This window comes from Desulfobaculum sp. (assembly GCF_054921475.1).
Map to the genome: position 1 here is coordinate 1 of NZ_JBUDSW010000052.1, position 16512 is coordinate 16512.

At 64.9% G+C, this 16512-nt stretch carries 12 protein-coding genes and 1 pseudogene; 7 read left to right on the forward strand and 6 right to left on the reverse strand.

From position 1 onward, the window contains the following. Positions 1 to 404: 404 nt before the first annotated feature. Entirely contained in the window at positions 405 to 3023 is a 2619-nt protein-coding gene (locus tag ACY69P_RS05105) for a tetratricopeptide repeat protein (protein WP_462326767.1), read from the reverse strand. A 40-nt stretch (positions 3024 to 3063) separates the two neighbouring features. On the opposite strand from ACY69P_RS05105, the gene ACY69P_RS05110 reads away from it, so the two are divergent. The 6 genes from ACY69P_RS05110 to ACY69P_RS05135 all read left to right on the forward strand — a co-directional run bounded on the left by ACY69P_RS05110 (position 3064) and on the right by ACY69P_RS05135 (position 10408). Beyond that, positions 3064 to 3429, forward strand: coding sequence for a molybdenum cofactor biosynthesis protein MoaE (locus ACY69P_RS05110; protein WP_459898791.1), 366 nt, complete (start codon positions 3064 to 3066; stop codon positions 3427 to 3429). 295 nt (positions 3430 to 3724) lie between these two features. Next, on the forward strand, positions 3725 to 4825 hold the full coding sequence (locus ACY69P_RS05115; RefSeq protein ID WP_462326768.1) for a glycosyltransferase family 4 protein: 1101 nt from the start codon (positions 3725 to 3727) through the stop codon (positions 4823 to 4825). Next, on the forward strand, positions 4822 to 5934 hold the full coding sequence (locus ACY69P_RS05120) for a glycosyltransferase family 4 protein (protein ID WP_462326769.1): 1113 nt from the start codon (positions 4822 to 4824) through the stop codon (positions 5932 to 5934). Before ACY69P_RS05115 ends, ACY69P_RS05120 begins: the two co-directional genes overlap by 4 nt. A 245-nt stretch (positions 5935 to 6179) precedes the next feature. Further along, positions 6180 to 8288: a right-handed parallel beta-helix repeat-containing protein gene (locus ACY69P_RS05125; RefSeq protein ID WP_462326770.1), complete on the forward strand. Its 2109-nt coding sequence runs from the start codon at positions 6180 to 6182 to the stop codon at positions 8286 to 8288. 149 nt (positions 8289 to 8437) lie between these two features. Continuing rightward, positions 8438 to 9655, forward strand: a complete 1218-nt coding sequence (locus tag ACY69P_RS05130) for a hypothetical protein (protein ID WP_462326771.1) — start codon at positions 8438 to 8440, stop codon at positions 9653 to 9655. 6 nt (positions 9656 to 9661) lie between these two features. Then, a complete protein-coding gene (locus ACY69P_RS05135) occupies positions 9662 to 10408 on the forward strand; it encodes a UPF0280 family protein (RefSeq protein ID WP_462326772.1) in 747 nt (248 codons plus the stop codon). Between the two features lie 81 nt (positions 10409 to 10489). Here the strand turns inward: ACY69P_RS05135 and glpB are convergent, their stop codons facing one another. The 4 genes from glpB to thiM all read right to left on the reverse strand — a co-directional run bounded on the left by glpB (position 10490) and on the right by thiM (position 15079). Then, the gene (glpB, locus tag ACY69P_RS05140; RefSeq protein WP_462326773.1) at positions 10490 to 11788 is read right to left on the reverse strand and encodes a glycerol-3-phosphate dehydrogenase subunit GlpB; all 1299 of its coding nucleotides are present in this window, start codon (positions 11786 to 11788) and stop codon (positions 10490 to 10492) included. After that, complete coding sequence (glpA, locus tag ACY69P_RS05145) at positions 11788 to 13359, reverse strand: anaerobic glycerol-3-phosphate dehydrogenase subunit GlpA (protein WP_462326774.1); 1572 nt, start codon at positions 13357 to 13359, stop codon at positions 11788 to 11790. Before glpA ends, glpB begins: the two co-directional genes overlap by 1 nt. Positions 13360 to 13595: 236 nt before the next feature. Next, positions 13596 to 14252 carry a thiamine phosphate synthase gene (thiE, locus tag ACY69P_RS05150; protein ID WP_462326775.1) on the reverse strand — a complete coding sequence of 219 codons (657 nt, stop codon included), beginning with the start codon at positions 14250 to 14252 and terminating at the stop codon, positions 13596 to 13598. Further along, positions 14249 to 15079: a hydroxyethylthiazole kinase gene (thiM, locus tag ACY69P_RS05155; protein ID WP_459898774.1), complete on the reverse strand. Its 831-nt coding sequence runs from the start codon at positions 15077 to 15079 to the stop codon at positions 14249 to 14251. The genes thiE and thiM overlap by 4 nt, the downstream gene beginning before the upstream one ends. Positions 15080 to 15393: 314 nt before the next feature. On the opposite strand from thiM, the gene ACY69P_RS05160 reads away from it, so the two are divergent. Beyond that, entirely contained in the window at positions 15394 to 16179 is a 786-nt protein-coding gene (locus ACY69P_RS05160; protein WP_462326776.1) for a substrate-binding periplasmic protein, read from the forward strand. 172 nt (positions 16180 to 16351) lie between these two features. On the opposite strand, the pseudogene ACY69P_RS05165 reads toward ACY69P_RS05160, so the two are convergent. Next, positions 16352 to 16512, reverse strand: a pseudogene (locus ACY69P_RS05165) (HD domain-containing protein); the annotation flags it as partial.

Genomic DNA, 16512 nt, shown 5'->3' on the forward strand with positions numbered 1-16512 from the left:
GTCCGTTCGGCCTGAAAGGACGAAGGGGCTTAGAGATCAAGATAGCAACGCTGCTTAAGGGGCGCGGCCCCTTAAGAATCCCGATATTTTCGAGCTGGAAGCCAGCCCGAAAAAGGGATGGATGGGCTTTACCTCATGTGTGGCCAGTTGCCCGCGTGGATGTGGCGCCGTTGCTAGGGCCGGAGAGAGGCCGCGTGTCTGGGACGCATTACTGGCGTATAAATGGGATCGTTAAGGGCCCTCGGCCCTTAACCCTGCGGAGCAAAAAAAGCGCCGCCCCAAAGGACGGCGCCCATAACGCAACTCGCATGACGCCAGCGCGCCACATGCCGCGCCGAAACCATGCCGAAATCCACCCGGAATTTCGGCGCAGGCGCGCCATTACGGCCATTTCGGCCACAGGGTCAGCTTTGCCCCTTGGCGCGCTCAAAGAGTTCCTTCTTGCGCTTTTCAAAGATAATGGCCGTGCGCAACGTGGCGAGAATAAGCGCCACCACGGACAGGATAATCACCAGCCCTTTCTGCAAGGCCCAGCGTTGCCCCTGAATAAGCTCGCGCAGCCAGTTCATATCGCGCACTTCCGCCACATACACCGCCGCAGGCACCAGAATAAGCGCCAGCCCAAGGCAGATGATTTCCAGCCACATAAAGCCCTTGCTCAAAATCAGGGCGAACAGTGTGGAGTCGCGCACAATTTTCAGGGTGACAAGGCGCATGCCCAGCCGGTTCAGCTTCTGCTCCACCTCGTCCAGATACTCATGGCTCTTGCGGAAGTTGCGCGCCACCTGAAAGTGCTGCTGGTGAATCCAGTTCAGCTTGGTCACGCAAAAGTTGAAGTCCTTGTTGAACTCACGCAGGGCGCGGGGGAACGGGAACCATGATATTTCGTCATTGATGGTCTTCAGCCGTTCACGAAATGTCTTCCCCTGCTTTTCAAGGAACTTAATCTCGGCGTTGATTTTGTTTTTCAGCTTGCGCGCCAACTGCATGCGGCCCTTGATGATGCGGGTGAACACGACAAAGTTGTTGGTGCCGTCAAGCTCCATAAGCACCGAGGTCTGGTGCTGCATTTCCTTGTTGAAGTCCTTGTCCTTGCCAAACCAGTCGTCCAACTCCTCAGAGAGCTGGCTGAGCTTTTCAAGGGCGTCCTTGGCGCCTTCCTCGGCCATGACCCAGCGGTCCCACAGGCTGGACATAATCTGCACGTGCCCGCGCTCCATCTCCGGGTCCACAAGGATGCGGTTAAAGATGTGCGGATTCTCGTCCACCATGTCGTCCAGCAGGCCCACAACGTGCTCCGAAAAGCCCATCTTCACCAAGCAGGCGCTCTGCCTGTAGCGCAGTTCCACCCACCTTGGGCACATGGCCCCGGCTTCCTTGTACAGGGCCATGGCCTTGTCAAAGTTGCCCAGCACCTCATAGCCGCGTCCCTGCAAATACTTGTGGTAGGCATACTGGAGGGAGGTCTCGCCCAGCAGTTCGGCATCCTTCCAAAAGCTGATGGCGCGCTCAATCTCGCCGCGCTCCAGCGCAAGAAAGCCTTGCAGAGTCCGATACTGATAATCGCGCGGATTGCGCAGCGCCCCTTCCTTGGCCATTCGCTCGGCCTGCGCCGCGTCCCCCTCCTGCAGCAGGGTCAGGGCGCGGATGGGCGTGGTGCTTTCGGGCGGGGCCAGCTTGTTGAGCCCGCTTGGCAGTTCCTTGCCGAGGCTACGCCATATCAGCGGCACCATGCGCAGTTGCGAGGGGGCGTGCATCTCGTAAATGACCTTGGTCACATGCGAGGCCGCATCCTTGCCATTGAGCAGCTGCGGCAGCATGGCCACCGCATCGTCCTTAATCTGCGACCCGGCCTGCGCAAGGGCTTCGTTCATTTCGTCAAGGTCCATGTGCGCGAGAACCTTCCACACCTCCGCGTCCATGCTCACCAGCGACTTGCTGGGGCACTCGGCCTCGGTGTGGTTGCGCATGCCGCAGTAGAAGCACGGGTGCTCCTCGCCCGCCAACATACCAACGGGCATGACCATGGGGAGGGAACCACTTGCGCCCTCCTCGCCGTCGGTAAGCATGTGCACATAGCACCAATCCGAAAACCGGCTGCGCTCAAAGCTGTAGCTGACGTCCTTAATCTTGAACGGCTCGCCCAACATAAAGGCGGTGGCGTAGCTCATGTGCGGAAAATCCGGGGCCATCTTGTCCCAGTCCACCGCCACCTTTTTGGGCAGTTCCTCATTGAACTGGTACCCGGCCTTATCCACTGCGGCCATAACCGTGGGCCAATAGGCAAGGTCGTCATTGCTTTTGACCTGCTGCACGAGATTGAGAATCTCCTTGCACCAGGTCTTGAGCGCGCCAAAATTCTCCAGCGAGAAGATGAGGAACTCGTCCTTGATGATATACTTGAGCTTCAGGCGCTTGAGGATGCCCTCCACCTCCGCGAAGTAGGCGCGCCAGCCCTCCATGAACTTTTTATCCTGTGGATTGCCAAGGGGCTTCAGGATAAAATACCACCCAAGGGACGACTTGAACCCAATGCGCGGGTCACCGTGCAAGAGCTTCCACGAGGCGGCGGCCATGCCGGTGATATTTCTGTCGTAATCCTCCAGCGTTATGCCGGGGATGCTCTCCACCACGGCGCGCAAGTCCGGATGCACCAGCACCTGAAAATCGTCCGGGGGCATCGTTTGTTGACCAAAAAGGTCCGAAGGAATTGACAGCGCCTGCTCAAGCTGGAATCCTACCTGCATCGAGGTGGGCATCACCTGAATGAACACAGGCAGAACGTTCAGCGTGGCCCAGACCTGAAGCCGCCCCATGGCAAGGAAAACGTCGGTGGTAAAGAAGAACCACAACGACTGGTTTTCCGCCGTGGAGACTTCCATTCCGCCAAAGTCGCGGAAGGTGGAAGGTATGGCGCTGGACAGCTCTCCAGACCACACCATCCACACCGCATAGCCCTTGGAGGACATGCGTGATTCATGAATGGACGGTTGGTCCTTGAGCAGTGTCGAAAACTTGTGCATTGCCACTTTTCAAATCCTCTAACGCAACAGGATAGTACAAATGGACCTTTCCAAGACTATAGCAGAACTGAAAAAGGACCCTGAATTCACCAAAAACGTCGGCATGGTGCTGTGCCACAACGGCATTGTGCGTGCCACCTCCCGTGTGTCGAACGGGGCTGTGGTGACGGGTGTGGAAATCACCACCGATCAGGACAAAGTTGACGCCCTGTGCGCCGAATACCAGCAAAAGCCCGGCATCTGGCGCTGCATCGCCAAGGGCAACTCCGGCATGATGAAGCCCGGCGACGACGCCCTGTTCATCATTGTGGCCGGCGACTTCCGCGAGAACGTCAAGGCCACTCTGTCTGAACTGCTCGACCGCATCAAGTCCGAAGCCGTAACAAAGAAGGAAACCTTGGCCTAACCGGCCAACGCCGCCATGCGTGGCGGCCCTCCTTCACAGCGTTCTTGGGCGCGCGGGCATTTTTCGCCTGTGCGCCCTTTTTTTCCGCACCCGGAACAGGCAAATCCTACCGCCTGTCCGGCCCTCCCCGGCCCTGCACAACGCACAGGCGCGGCCGGGGAGAATGCGGCAAACCGCCCCATGTAGGCCTTGCCGCCGCGTAACGCCCCTCTTACGCCCGCCGCCAAAAGGCCGACGCCGCAAAAGAGGCTACGCAGCATCTTGCAATTCCTGTGCAATATCCGTACTAGGCCACATGCGCATCATTCAAGTGGTCAACGTCCGGTGGTTCAACGCCACCTCATGGTATGCCCTGTTCCTCAGCCGCCTGCTGCAGGACGCCGGGCACGACGTGCTCGTCGTCGCCCTCGAAGGGACGGAAACGCACGACAAAGCCCTCGCCTGGGGCCTCAACGTGCAAACCATCCCCCTCAACAGCAAAAATCCCTACACCATCCTGCGCGTTATCGCTCGCCTTGGCCGCCTTGTCCGCTCCTTCAAGCCGGACGTGGTCAACTGCCACCGCGGGGAATCCTTTGTGCTGTGGGGCCTGTGGAAAATGCTGGGCGGCGGCTTCCGCCTTATCCGCACGCGCGGCGACCAGCGCCTGCCGAAGGACAACGCGCCAAACCGCTGGCTTCACGGCTCCTGCGCCGACGCGGTCATCGCCACAAACTCCGTCATGTACTCCCATTTCCGCGATGTTTTCGGCATCAACACCGCGCGATTGCATTGCATCCTTGGCGGTGTGGACCGCGAGAAGTTCGCCTTCACGCAGTCCGGGCGCGACGCCGTGCGCAAGCACTACGGCTTTGACGACAGCCACCACGTGGTGGGCCTGCTGGGCCGCTTTGACGAGGTTAAGGGCCAGCGAGAGCTGATTCAGGCCGTGGCCACCATGCGCGGCAACGGCGTCAGCGCCGTGCGCCTGATGCTTATCGGCTTCGAGACCGCCACCACAGAGGCCGAGGTCCGCCAGTGGATTGCCGACGCCGGAGTGGACGACATCACGGTCATCACCGGACACTGCACGGACGTGGCCGCCTGCATCAGCGCCTGCGATGTTGGCGTTATCGCCTCCAAATGGTCCGAAACCATCGCCCGCGCCGCGCTGGAGTTCATGTCCTGCGGTATCCCGCTGGTCAGTACGCCCGTTGGCGTCATGCCCGACCTGCTCACCCCGGAGGCTCTGTTCCCCTCTGCGGACGTGAAGGGGCTGGCCACCATCCTCACCCTGACGGCCACCACGCCGGAGTTTCTGCTGAAGCTACGCGCCGCGCAAAACGCGCGCATCGCCACGCTGTCCGGGAATGATTTTCTCCAGCAGACCCTTGCCGTGTACGGGGAGCAGTCATGAACGCGCGCATTGCCGTCATGCTGCCCAAGCTATCGTCCTACGGCGGTGCGGAGGGCTTTTCCCTGCGCCTTGCTACCACCCTTGCCCAGCGCGGCTACGCGGTGGACTTTATCTGCGCGCGGCAGGAAGTGCCCGCGCCCGAGGGCGTGACCCCCGTCATCGTCGGGCGTCCGCCGCTCACGCGCGCCTGCAAGATTGCATGGTACGCCTACGCGGCGGAGCGCGCCAGAACCCGGCGCGGCTATGACCTGTCCTTCTCCATGGGCAAAACCATCGCGCAGGATGTCCTGCGTATGAGCGGCGGGCCGCTGTCCGTGTTTTGGCGGCTGTCCCAGCGCGCATGGGAGGCCGGATTCCCCCGCACGTGGAAGATGGCGCGCCGCCGCCTTGCCCCGGCCAACGCCCTCATCCGCCAGCTGGAATCCACAGCCCTGCAGAACCAGCGCGTGTGCGTCACGGTGTCCCACCGCGTGCGCGACTGGCTTCTTGAGGCGCACCCCGGGCTCAGCCAGCGCGACCTGCGCATCATCTACAACAAGCCCGACCTCTCGCGCTTCAGCGCCCCCACGGAAGATGAACGCGCCACCCTGCGTGAGGAGTATGGCCTTGCCCCGCAGGATGTCGCCATCTCCTTTGCAGGAACAAATTTCGCCCTCAAGGGCCTTGGCACCCTGACGCGGGCGCTGTCCATGCTGCCGCCGCACTTTAAGCTGTTTGTGGCGGGCGGGCGCAATCCGGGGCGCTTTGGCGCGCTGGCCGAGTCCCTTGGCGTAGCGGAGCGCATCCATTTTTTGGGCCGCGTGGAGGACATGCCCGGCCTGTACCGCGCCAGCGACATCTTTTGCCTACCGTCCTTTTACGACACATGCTCCAACGCCGTGCTGGAGGCCCTTGCCAGCGGCGCGCGCGTTATCTCCACCCGCGACAACGGGTCCAGCTTCTTCCTCACCGAGGACCGCATTCTGGAGGACTCCGCCGACCATGAGGGCCTTGCCGCCATGCTGCAAACCGCCGCGGACAGCCCGCGCCCGGACGCCTTTGTCTGGCCGAAGGAGGTCAAGGCGGGCTTGCCGCCCTATCTGGACCTTGTGGACGAACTGCTCGCCTGATGCTTTCCGCCGCGCCCAGCACTTGGGCGCGGCGTTTTTCTTTAGCGCCGCCCATGCGCCGCCAGCCGTCAATTTTCCCGCGCAGGACGGGGTGCAGCGCCGCGCGCCGCATCGCGCGCAGTATGCGTTGCACCCTACGGGCCTGACGTGGCATACTTTCCTGCGATCAGGGACGGCTTTTGCATCATGCCCCGCAGGGCATCACCCCCGATGCCAACCACCAAGGACACCGGAGTCGCCACCCCATGTTCCGTCAGCGCATCACGCTTTTCTGCCTTGTTCTCGCCATGGTCTGCGCCCTTGCGGCGTGTGGCGGCCAGCGCCGCGCCCCGCAGGCATCCGGTCCTGTCTCCGAAGCGCCCTACACCGTGTTCAACGGCGAATACGAAAACACAGACGCGCTCCTGACCGCCCCGCCGCGCACCGTAGCCGTGCTGCCTTTCACGGGTGCGGACGACGCATGGCGGACCCTGCCCACGCAGGAGGACCCGCGCGCCATTGTGCGGCGCGGCATGTACCGCCACTTTGCGGCCCTGCCCTACAAGGATATGGAGCTCCTCGACACGGACGCCGCCCTCACCCGCGCGGGCCTGCATACGGCGGAGGCCGTGCACCGGGCCCTTGAGGACAATCCCGCCCGCCTCAAAAACGCCCTCGGCGTCGACGCCGTCATCCTCGGTACGGTCACGCATTTTGACCGCGCCTACGCGGGCCTTGTTTCGCAGGTGTCCGTCGGGTGCACGGCGCGTATGGTGCGCCTATCCGACGGCGCACTGCTGTGGCGGGCGGAGCACGTCAGCCGCGAATACGGGGGCGGGGTGTCCATCTCGCCCATTGGGCTTGCCATGGGGGCTTTTTCATCCCTGTGGAACCTGCGCGATGTGCAACTGCTGCGCGAAACCGACGAGCTGTTCCGCGAGATGGCCGCCACCATCGCCACGCCCACCCAGCGCCTTGCCGTAGACGCCGCGCCGCCGCGCATTGACCTCTTTGCCATTGCGGGAAACCGCCGCGCCTTTCGCGAGGGCGACATCGTGCCCCTGCGCATGGCGGGCGCGCCCGGATGCAGCGCCTACGCCCGCATGACGCCTGACGGCCCGGCCATTGCCATGGCGCCGGTGCCGCAAGCCGTGAAGGCCGACCTGCGCGGACAACTCCTCGCCACCGTGCGCGACCGCTACGCCGCGGCAGGGCTCACGCCCGCGCCGGAGGTGCTGGCGGACACCCTCGCCCGCATCGACCAGTTGGAAATCTACGAAGGCACATGGGTGCCCACCCCGCAGACGCAGACCACACGCCTGCGGCCACGCGGTTTTCTGCTGGCGGATACCGGAGCACGCGCCGAGGCCGTGGCTCCAGCGCCCATCACCATCGACACCATGCCCCCGCCCGCGCCCCAGCGCCTGACGGCCGCCTCCATGCCGCAGGGCGTGCGCCTTGCGTGGACCGCCCCGGACGCGCCGGATATAGCCGCCTATGAAATTTGGGTCAGCCATGCCGGACAGTCCGGCTTCACCAAACGCGCCACGGTGCAGGACACGGCGGCCACCTTGCGCGGGCTCACGGATTTTCTGCCCGTCTTCCTGCGCGTGCGAACCCGCGACCACGCGGGCAACACCAGCGGATTCAGCCCCGCGGAAAAGGCTGTTCCCGCCCCGCGTGAGGACATTGTGGACGCCGCCGCCTCATCCAGCACCCTTGGCGGCACGATTGACGGCATGCTGTTTCTGCCCGCAGAGCGCGGCCCCTACACCGTCAGTGCGCCGCTGGAGGTCATCCCCGGCGGTGAACTGCATATCGGTCCCGGCGCGGCCCTGCGCTTTGCCCCGGACTGCGGGCTGACCGTCCGCGGCGGCTCGCTGGTCTGCCACGGCGCGCCAGAATCCCCCGTGCGCCTCGGCCCAAATGCCGCCACAGCGCGCCCCGGCACATGGCCCGGTGTGGTCCTTGATGGCGCGCAGCGCTCCAGCCTGAGCCATGTCACCATCAGCGGCGCGGCCACAGGCCTGACGGTGCGCAACTGCGCGCCGGAGGTCACGGGACTGCGCATTGAGGATTCCTCACAGGCGGGCGTCCACCTTGGCGCAGGCGCGCGGCCCAGCATCACCTGCACCCTTATCCACGGCAACGGCGGCATGGGCGGGCTGGTCATGGAAGGCGCAGGCTGCGCCCCGCGCATTGTCCGCACCAGTTTTTCCGCCAACACCCCCTTTGACGTACAAAGCTTTACCCCCGTGGCCGTGGACCTGACAGGCAACCATTTTGCGGCGGGGCCGGATGGCGGTACCATCCTTGGCCGCGTCATCATCCACCCCGCGCTGGACGCCCGCCCATCGGACTGCCCCGCGCCATAACCGCCCCCACGCGACACGACGGGCAAAAGCGCACGGCGCCCCGCACGGGGCAAGACTCACGATCCGCTGGTGCCCCTCTTGGCGAACACAAGGATAACCTTTTGAACAAAAACACACCCCATTGCCACCAGCACCATAAGGACGCCGCCATGCGATACGCCCCCATCCCGCGCCCCTGCGCCATTGTGTTGGCCACGCTCCTGCTGGCCGCGCTGTCCGCCCCGGCCTTTGCGGACCCCACAACGCAGGAACTCATCGGCACCATGGGCTATATCGACTGGAACCGGCAACGCGTGGTGGCCACGGGAACGGGCATTCCGCCGCATACGGCAACGGACCCGTCCCACGCCCGGGCCGCAGCGCGCCGCGCCGCCGTGCTGGACGCGCGCCGCAACCTGCTGGAAGTCATCAAAAACGTGCGTATCGATTCCAGCACCGTGGTGGACAACCTCATCGTCTCCAGCGACACCGTCAAAAGCACCATCTCCGGCCTGCTGCGCGGCGCGGTGGTGGACCGGGAAAATGAGCGGCCAAACGGCAGTATGCGGGTCACCGTCAGCCTGCCCCTCACCGGCGCCCTCGCCCGTGACCTGCTCAGCGCCGCACCGGGCGCCCACGCCGCAGCGCCGGACAGCGCCCGCCCCAGCACCAACCTGCCGGACGAGGCCCGCCTTGAGCGCCGTTTCAGCTCGCTGGAAGATCAACTCCTCGCCATGCAAGATATTCTGTCCCAACTGCAACAGGTCCCCAAGAAGGCCGCCACAGCCCCGGCGAACGGCACCACAGGCAAGGACCGCGTCATGCACCGCCTTGAGGACATGGCCCAGCGCCTGCGCGCTCTTGAGCAACAAGCCACCGCTCCATCGCAAGCCTCCCCCCGCAGCGGTCCCAAGGCCCCACGCGCGCCCTCGCAGGCGGCAGGTCCGGCCACGCCAAACGCGCCGTCCACGCCGCCAGCGCCGCGCCTTGCGGCCAGCACCCCAGCGCCGAGCGCCGGAGCCATTCCCCTGCCCTCGCCCGAATCCATCGCCCGATCCGTACAGGCCACAGGCATCGTCATCGACGCGCGGGGAACGGACTTTTTGCCCTCCCTCAAGCCGCGCCTCACCTCCGGCGGCAACGTCGTCTACCCGGGACCGGGTACGGACTTCACCACAGCCGTCAATTCCGGCTACGTGCGCTATTACCGCGACATTGCCACGGCCCAGCACTCCGCCCGCGCCGGGGCCTCGCCCCTGACCCTGCGCGGCACCGGGCACGGCTCAGACATCGAACTTTCCACGCAGGATGCGGCCCTCTTGCGCTCCCTTGCCAGCGCCGAGGGCGGCAACGTTCTTGACCAGTGCCGCGTGGTCGTGGTCTTTTAGCGCCCCATGACCAGCCCGAGACATACCAGCACCCACCGCGCCTACCGCAGCGGCGTCCGCGCCCGCGACGGCGAAGCCGCGTTTCAGGTCGTTGTCGAAGAGACGGACCTGTTTCTCGTTGCGGGGCAGGACCTTGCTCCGCAGGCCCTCGACGCCGTGCACGACCTGCGCGGCCAGCTCAAGGCGTGGATGACCCTCCAGCCGGAATTTGCCGCCAGCCTCACGCCCGTCCCCGTGCCGGAGACCGCGCCGGACATCATCCAGCGCATGGCCCACGCGGCCAGCCTGTGCGGCGTAGGCCCCATGGCCGCCGTCGCCGGAACCGTTTCGCAAATGGTGGCCGAACGCCTTGCGCCGCTGAGTCGCGATATTCTTGTGGAGAACGGCGGCGACCTGTACATGCGCTCATCGCGCCCGCGCACCTGCGCCATTCTTTCCGACCCCAGCGGGGAAGCCAGCATTGGCCTCGCCCTTGGCGCGGACGACTTTCCGCTGTCCCTGTGCGCCTCCTCCGCCACCATCGGGCACTCCCTCAGCCTCGGCAGTGGCGACCTCGTCGTCGTACGCTCCGCAAACGCCAGCCTTGCCGACGCCGCCGCCACAGCCCTGTGCAACATCCTCCGGGACAAGCGCGACCTTAAACGCGTCACCGACATTGCCCAGTCCCTGCGCAAGCACGGCGTAGACGGCGTCTTCGCCCAGTGCGGCGGCTCCATCACCGTCTGGGGCGACATGGAACTTACCGCCCTCTAGCGCGCACGTCCCCGTTTTCCCCAACAAAAAAGCCCCGGCATAAACCGGGGCTTTCGTTTTTCTTTGCGTCGTCTGTTCGGACTATTTGCCCGCGCCGAAGGTGTCGGCAATGGCCGTCACCGCCTTGTAGGCGGAGGAGATGGCAAGGCCGCAGCCGCACTTCTCGCGCATCCAGTCCTGATGCGCAAGGATGGCGCCGCAGGCGTAGAGGTTAGCGTAGGCCGCCGCGCCGTCCTCGCCGAGGGGGCGGAAGCATTCGTCGGTTTCCACGCCGCAGCGGTTCACTGCGTGGCCGCCGGGGCGCAGGAAGTCCTTGTCATGCCATGCGTGGCGGTCTTCCGGCTGGGTGACGGGCAAGCCAAACACCGATTCCGTGATGTTGCGGCGCTCAGCAAACAGGCCGCCACCGAGGAAGCGACCGGTGCCAAGGACCACACAGCGCGCGTGCACCGTGTACTCCGGCTCATTGAAGCCCACTTCCATGACGAATTCGTCGGCGTCCGCGTCGTGGCGCACGGAGAGGACTTTCTTCTGGCGGAATAGGGACACGCCGTCGTCAACGATGCGGCTGTCAAAGGCTTCCTTCAGGCGCAGCCCCGGCACGCTGGGCGGCAGGGACGGAATCTCGAACACCGGCACGCCAAGACGCTCGGACAAATCGGCCATCACCTCATGGGGATGGTAGATGCCAAGGATGGCGGGCATGCCCACGGCCTGCGCGTCGCCAAGATGCGGGCGGATGGCCTCGGCCAGTTCCTCGCGGTTGCGGGAGAATTCCAACGCCTGCGCCATCTGCTGGGGGAAAATCTCGCCCTTTTCTGCGCTGCCGGGGAATTCCACCACCGCGCCGCGCAGGCCGGGCCAGTTTTCGCCCTGCACGGACGCGAGCAGGTCCGGGCTAAAGCCCTTGAGGCCACGGAAGCCGATGAACAGACAGGGCTTTTTGTCGCGGCGCACTTCGGCGCCGGCCCACATGGTCTCGGGGATGGCCCAGCTGCGCTTGAGGGTGCCCATGGCGGTGAGCACGTCGCTGTTGCCGGACTCCGCCATGCGGTAGGCAAAGCCCTGCTCGTCAAAGAAGCCGAGGAACTCGCCAAACGCGGCGCGGACCTCATCCTCGCTGAGGCGGGAATAGGGATGGCGCGGGTCGTCCTCGCTCACGGCGCGCATGGCCGCGAAAGGATCGTCCCACAGCTTGCCTTCGCTCACGGGGTGCACGGCCATAACGTCCATCACGCCGCTGGTGTAGACGCTTTCGCCGGTTACGCCAGCCTGCGCCACCCGAAGGCCGCGCTGTTTGGCAAAGACGGCGGCGGCCATACCGGCAATGCCGCGGCCGATGACCATCACGTCACAATGCAAAATATTTTCTTCAGGCATTACTCCTCCCCTGAGCCTTTCTCGGTGCGAAGTTCCAGATCGAACAGGCCGCAGTGGATAGCCTCCTGCAATTCGGCCTGAGCCAGCTGCGGGCCCCACAGGATGGAGCGCTTGCCGCGCCAGCGCTCGCCAATGAACTCGCGCAGTCCGTCAAGGTCGTCCGGTCCGGAGTAGATGCCGCGGTCGTACATGTGGCCGGTCAGGCGCAAGCCGCACATGGCGCCCTGACAGCTGCCCTTGCCCACACGGCTGCGGCGGCCAACGGCCTTCAGTCCCGGCGTCACACCGTTTTCGGTGTTCAGGGAGTCAATGATTTCATCAACGGCGGACTTCGGCACCATCTCGCATTCGCACAGCAGGTGGTCGTCGCGCTCGTGACCCTTGAGCCAAATCTTCGGCGCCACGCCCGGCTCGGTCCAGCGGGCGGCAGAGGCCTGCGGCAGCGGCTCCGTACGCGTCCGGCACGGCTCGTTCACGCCAAGGCGCTGGCACACGAGGTCGGCGGTGCGCTCGGCCATCAGGCGATAGGTAGTCAGCTTGCCGCTGGTGATGGTGATAAAGTTGTCCAGCCCTTCGTCCTCGTGCCCCAGCAGGGTGTAGCCACGGCTGACCGTACGGTCACTGCCGCTACCGCCGCTTTTGACGAGGGGGCGCACGCCGGCGTAGGCGCGCACGTAGCGGGTGGTCTCAAGGGAGGGAATAAGGGGAAGCATTTCATCGATGTTCCGGTCCACTTCGTCGATGGTGGGCCGGATGTCGTCCAGCTTCTCCACACGCACCGAGGTGGTGCCAAGAATGGACACCGTGCCGCCGGGAACGAGAATGTCGCCGTCGCCGGGCTTGCGCAGTCGGTTCAGCACGCGCTGCGACATGCGCGAGTGCGTGATGAGCAGTGTGCCCTGCGCGTACAGCATTTCGATGTGTCCGCCAGCCATGGCCGCCACTTCGCCGGACCACGCGCCGGCGGCGTTGACGATAACGTCGGCCTCCACGCGAAGTTCGCGTCCGGTGCGGGTTTCCACAAGGTTGGCGGCGGTGATGCGCCCGCCCTCGCGCTCAAAGCCCGTCACCTTGGTGCGGCGCAAAAAATGCGAACCAAGGCTGACAGCGTGGGCCATATTGTCCAGCGACAGGCGGAAGGGGTCGATGGTGGCGTCTTCCACCTGCCATGCGGCAATGACCTTTTCCGACAGGACGGGTTCCATTTCGCGGGCGTCCTTGGGGTCAAGGGCCGTGGCCGAAAGGCCGGCCTTCTGGCAGTAGGAGCCGAAATCCGCGGCGTAGGCTTCGTCGTCGCCTTCCACAGCAGCAAAGATGCCGCCCGTCTCTTCAATGCAATGGGGGGCCAGCCGTTTGAGGATGTTGCCTTCCTCGCGGCATTCCGCGGCGGCCTCGGGGTCGGTGAAGGCGTAGCGGCCGCCGGAGTGCAGCAGGCCGTGGTTGCCGCCGGAGGCCCCGGCGTTAATGTCCCGCGCCTCGGCCAGCACGCAGTGGACGCCGCGCAGGGCGAGGTCTCTCGCTATGCCGGTGCCTGTGGCGCCGCCGCCGATGATAAGAACCTGTGTGCGCACGATTATCTCCTTATGCACATCCATTCACGGCGTGCATCCGCAAAGGATAACGCCCCCGCCAAGGCGAGGGCGCATACTTCTATGGTATGATATAGATTCACGTTTTGGAAGGGATATTGCGCGTCATCGCGGGACTGTCAACCTCATTTTCTCCTCCTCCGGGCGCGGCAAACAGGCCCTGCATGCTCCTCTGGGGCGGCATTGCCAACCCGGAGCATTCGCCAGCCGTCCACGCCTTAGCCTCTGCGGGACGCTTTGGCCTGCGCTACGGTCACTGCAAGCTCTGCCGCCGCCCCGCGCGGTGAAGGCGCGGCGCATATGGCGGAGACCACGGCCACGCCATCCGCGCCGCTTGTCACCACATCCGCCGCGTTGGCGGCATCTATCCCCCCAATGCCAACGAGGGGCCGCTGCGTCTGCGCCTTCAGCCCGCGCAGCCCTTCAAGGCCCCACGGCGCGGCGGTGTCGGTTTTGGTGGGGGTGGCAAACACGGGGCTGACGCCGTAATAGTCCACGTCCAGCGCCTCGGCCGCGCGCACGTCGTCCAGGGTCTCCACGGACAGGCCGATGATGGCGCGCGGGCCCACAAGGCGGCGGACGTCCTCCACGCGCATATCGCTTTGCCCCACGTGCACGCCATGCGCGCCGCAGGCAAGGGCCACATCCACACGGTCGTTGATGAGCAAGCGCACATCCGTACCGTCAATGGCGGCCATCAGCGCGCGGGCGCGGTCCACAAAGTCGCGGGTGCCAAGGTGCTTCTCGCGCAGTTGAACAAGGGTCGCCCCGCCCGCCACGGCCTCGCGCACCGTGCGCTCCACGCCGCGCTCGCCGCACAGCACCGTATCCGTCACGAGGTATACACCAAGGTCAAAGCTATGCCGCGCGCTCATGCCCACTCCAGCCGCACATGGGCGCTGAGGTCCGCCTCGGTGAGGGTGTAGAGCGCGTCCAAAAAGTGCACCTGCATAGTGCCCGGGCCTTCGGCGCGCTGGGCGGCCATACTGCCTGCCGTGCTCATCACCGCCATGGCGTCCACCGCCGCCTCAAGGGGCGTTCCGCCAAGGGCCGCATACGCGCCCACAAGGCTGGTGGCCGTGCACCCAAGGCCCGTTACGCGCGGCATCAGTGCATGCCCGCCGTGGACAATGCACTGGGCCTCGCCATCGGTGATGACGTCCTTTTCCCCGCTCACGCAGACGACTGCGCCGGTTTGACGCGCCAGCGCCATGGCCACAGGGGCCGCCGCCAAGGTCTCCTGCGTGCTGTCCACGCCCTTGGTCGCGCCCTCTTCCGCTCCGGCAGGATGCACGCCAAGCGCGTCCGCCAGAACCAAAATCTCCGAAGCATTGCCCCGCAAAACCGCCGGGCGCACCTGTTCGGTCAACTCCCGCGCGGCCTGCGTTCGCAGGCGCGAGGCCCCAGCGCCCACAGGGTCCAGCACCACGGGAATCCCGCGCGAGAGCGCCTGCTCGCCGGCGCACTGCATGCTGTCCAGCCACGGACGCGACAGGGTGCCGATGTTCAGCACCAGCGCGTCCACAATGCCCACAAGGTCCGCCATCTCTTCCGGCGCATGGGCCATGATGGGGGACGCGCCAACCGCCAGCAGGGCGTTGGCCGTGGTATTCATCACCACAAAATTCGTAATATTATGCACCAGCGGCCCGCGCTCGCGCACGCGGCACACGCTGGACCAAACCTGTGAGAGTTCCGTCATTGGCGTCTCCTTCGCAAAGTGTTGGGGGGCATTTTACACAGCATCCCCAACGGTTGGAAGCGCCCAGCTCCCACAATTCCCACCCGCCCCCCCGTGAGACAGCTTGTCTTTCACGCCGAGATACTGCACAGTCAGCCCCCGCAAGGGGCAGCGCAAAACGCTTCGGCATCACTGCCAATTCTTCCGCAGCGCCCTTCGGACGGGGCTCTTCCCCGCCCGATTGCTTTTGAGCATGTCCCCCTGCGGCGCGCCCCGCGCCTTTCGCCATAACGCAACGACAGAGCCGGACCATCCGGCGCACAACCACCGAGACTATGCTCCACATTCACACGCACCTTCCCCACACCATCCGGCGCATTGCCCCTGCCCTGCTGCTGGTTTTGCTTCTCGCCTTTGGCGCGGGCGCTGCCCATGCGGCCGCCCTCACCGTTGCCTACAGCGACGACGCGCCATGGAGCATGAAACAAAACGGCGCGCCCACGGGCATCGCCGTGGACATCCTGCGCGAGGCCGCATCCCGCGCGGGCGTTGACCTCAGTTTTACCCACACCACCCGCAAAAAGTGCTACAGCCTGCTCGCCAAGGGCGCGGCGGACCTGATGTTGGAAATCCAGCAGGAAAGCGGCGTTGACCGCTTTGCCGACCTCATTACGCCGCCCTACCTCACCGGACGCAACCACGTGGTCTACGCCCTCAAAAAGACCGCCGACCAGTATCCGAGGTATGAAAAACTGCGCTGGCACTATGTGGCCGTACAGCGCGGCAAAAAAACCTTCGAGCCATTCGCCACGGACCGAAGCATTGCCAAAAAGCGCTACAACTCGCTGGACACCGCCTTCTCGCGCCTGCTGCACAGACAGGTCCACGCCGTAGCCACCACCGAGGCCGAAGGCGGTTACTGGCTGGCCACACATCAGGACGAAGCCCGGCGCGTCGCCCGCACAGGCATCCGCTACAAGGGCTATGACCCGGTCTACTTTGCCGTGTCCAAGAAATCCAAGCACCAAAAGGCCGCCCGCACCCTCGGCCCCGCCATCATTTCCATGATTCAGGACGGCAGTATCGAGGACATCCGCGCCCGCTACACCATGGGCTATTAGTCCGGCGTCCCCTTTTCGCACAGACAAACGCCCCGGCATCGGTTCGTCCGACGCCGGGGCGTTTCTTTTGGGGAATGCGTCCAGCCGCGCAGGCGATCTGCCCCGCCCCGCCAAACTCGCGCGGGGCGCCTCCTTCCCACCCGCACACACCGCGTGCGGGGACTTCCAACAGCTAGTCAAAGTCCGCGAGCAGTGCGCCGATATGCAGGCCATCGCCAAGGCTCACCGAGGCATACTGCCGCTTGATGCGCCACACGGCCTCCTGCAATTGGTCGGAGGTAATGCCGTTTCGCACGGCGGTGTAGGCTTCCACAAAGGCCGCAAGGTGGTCGC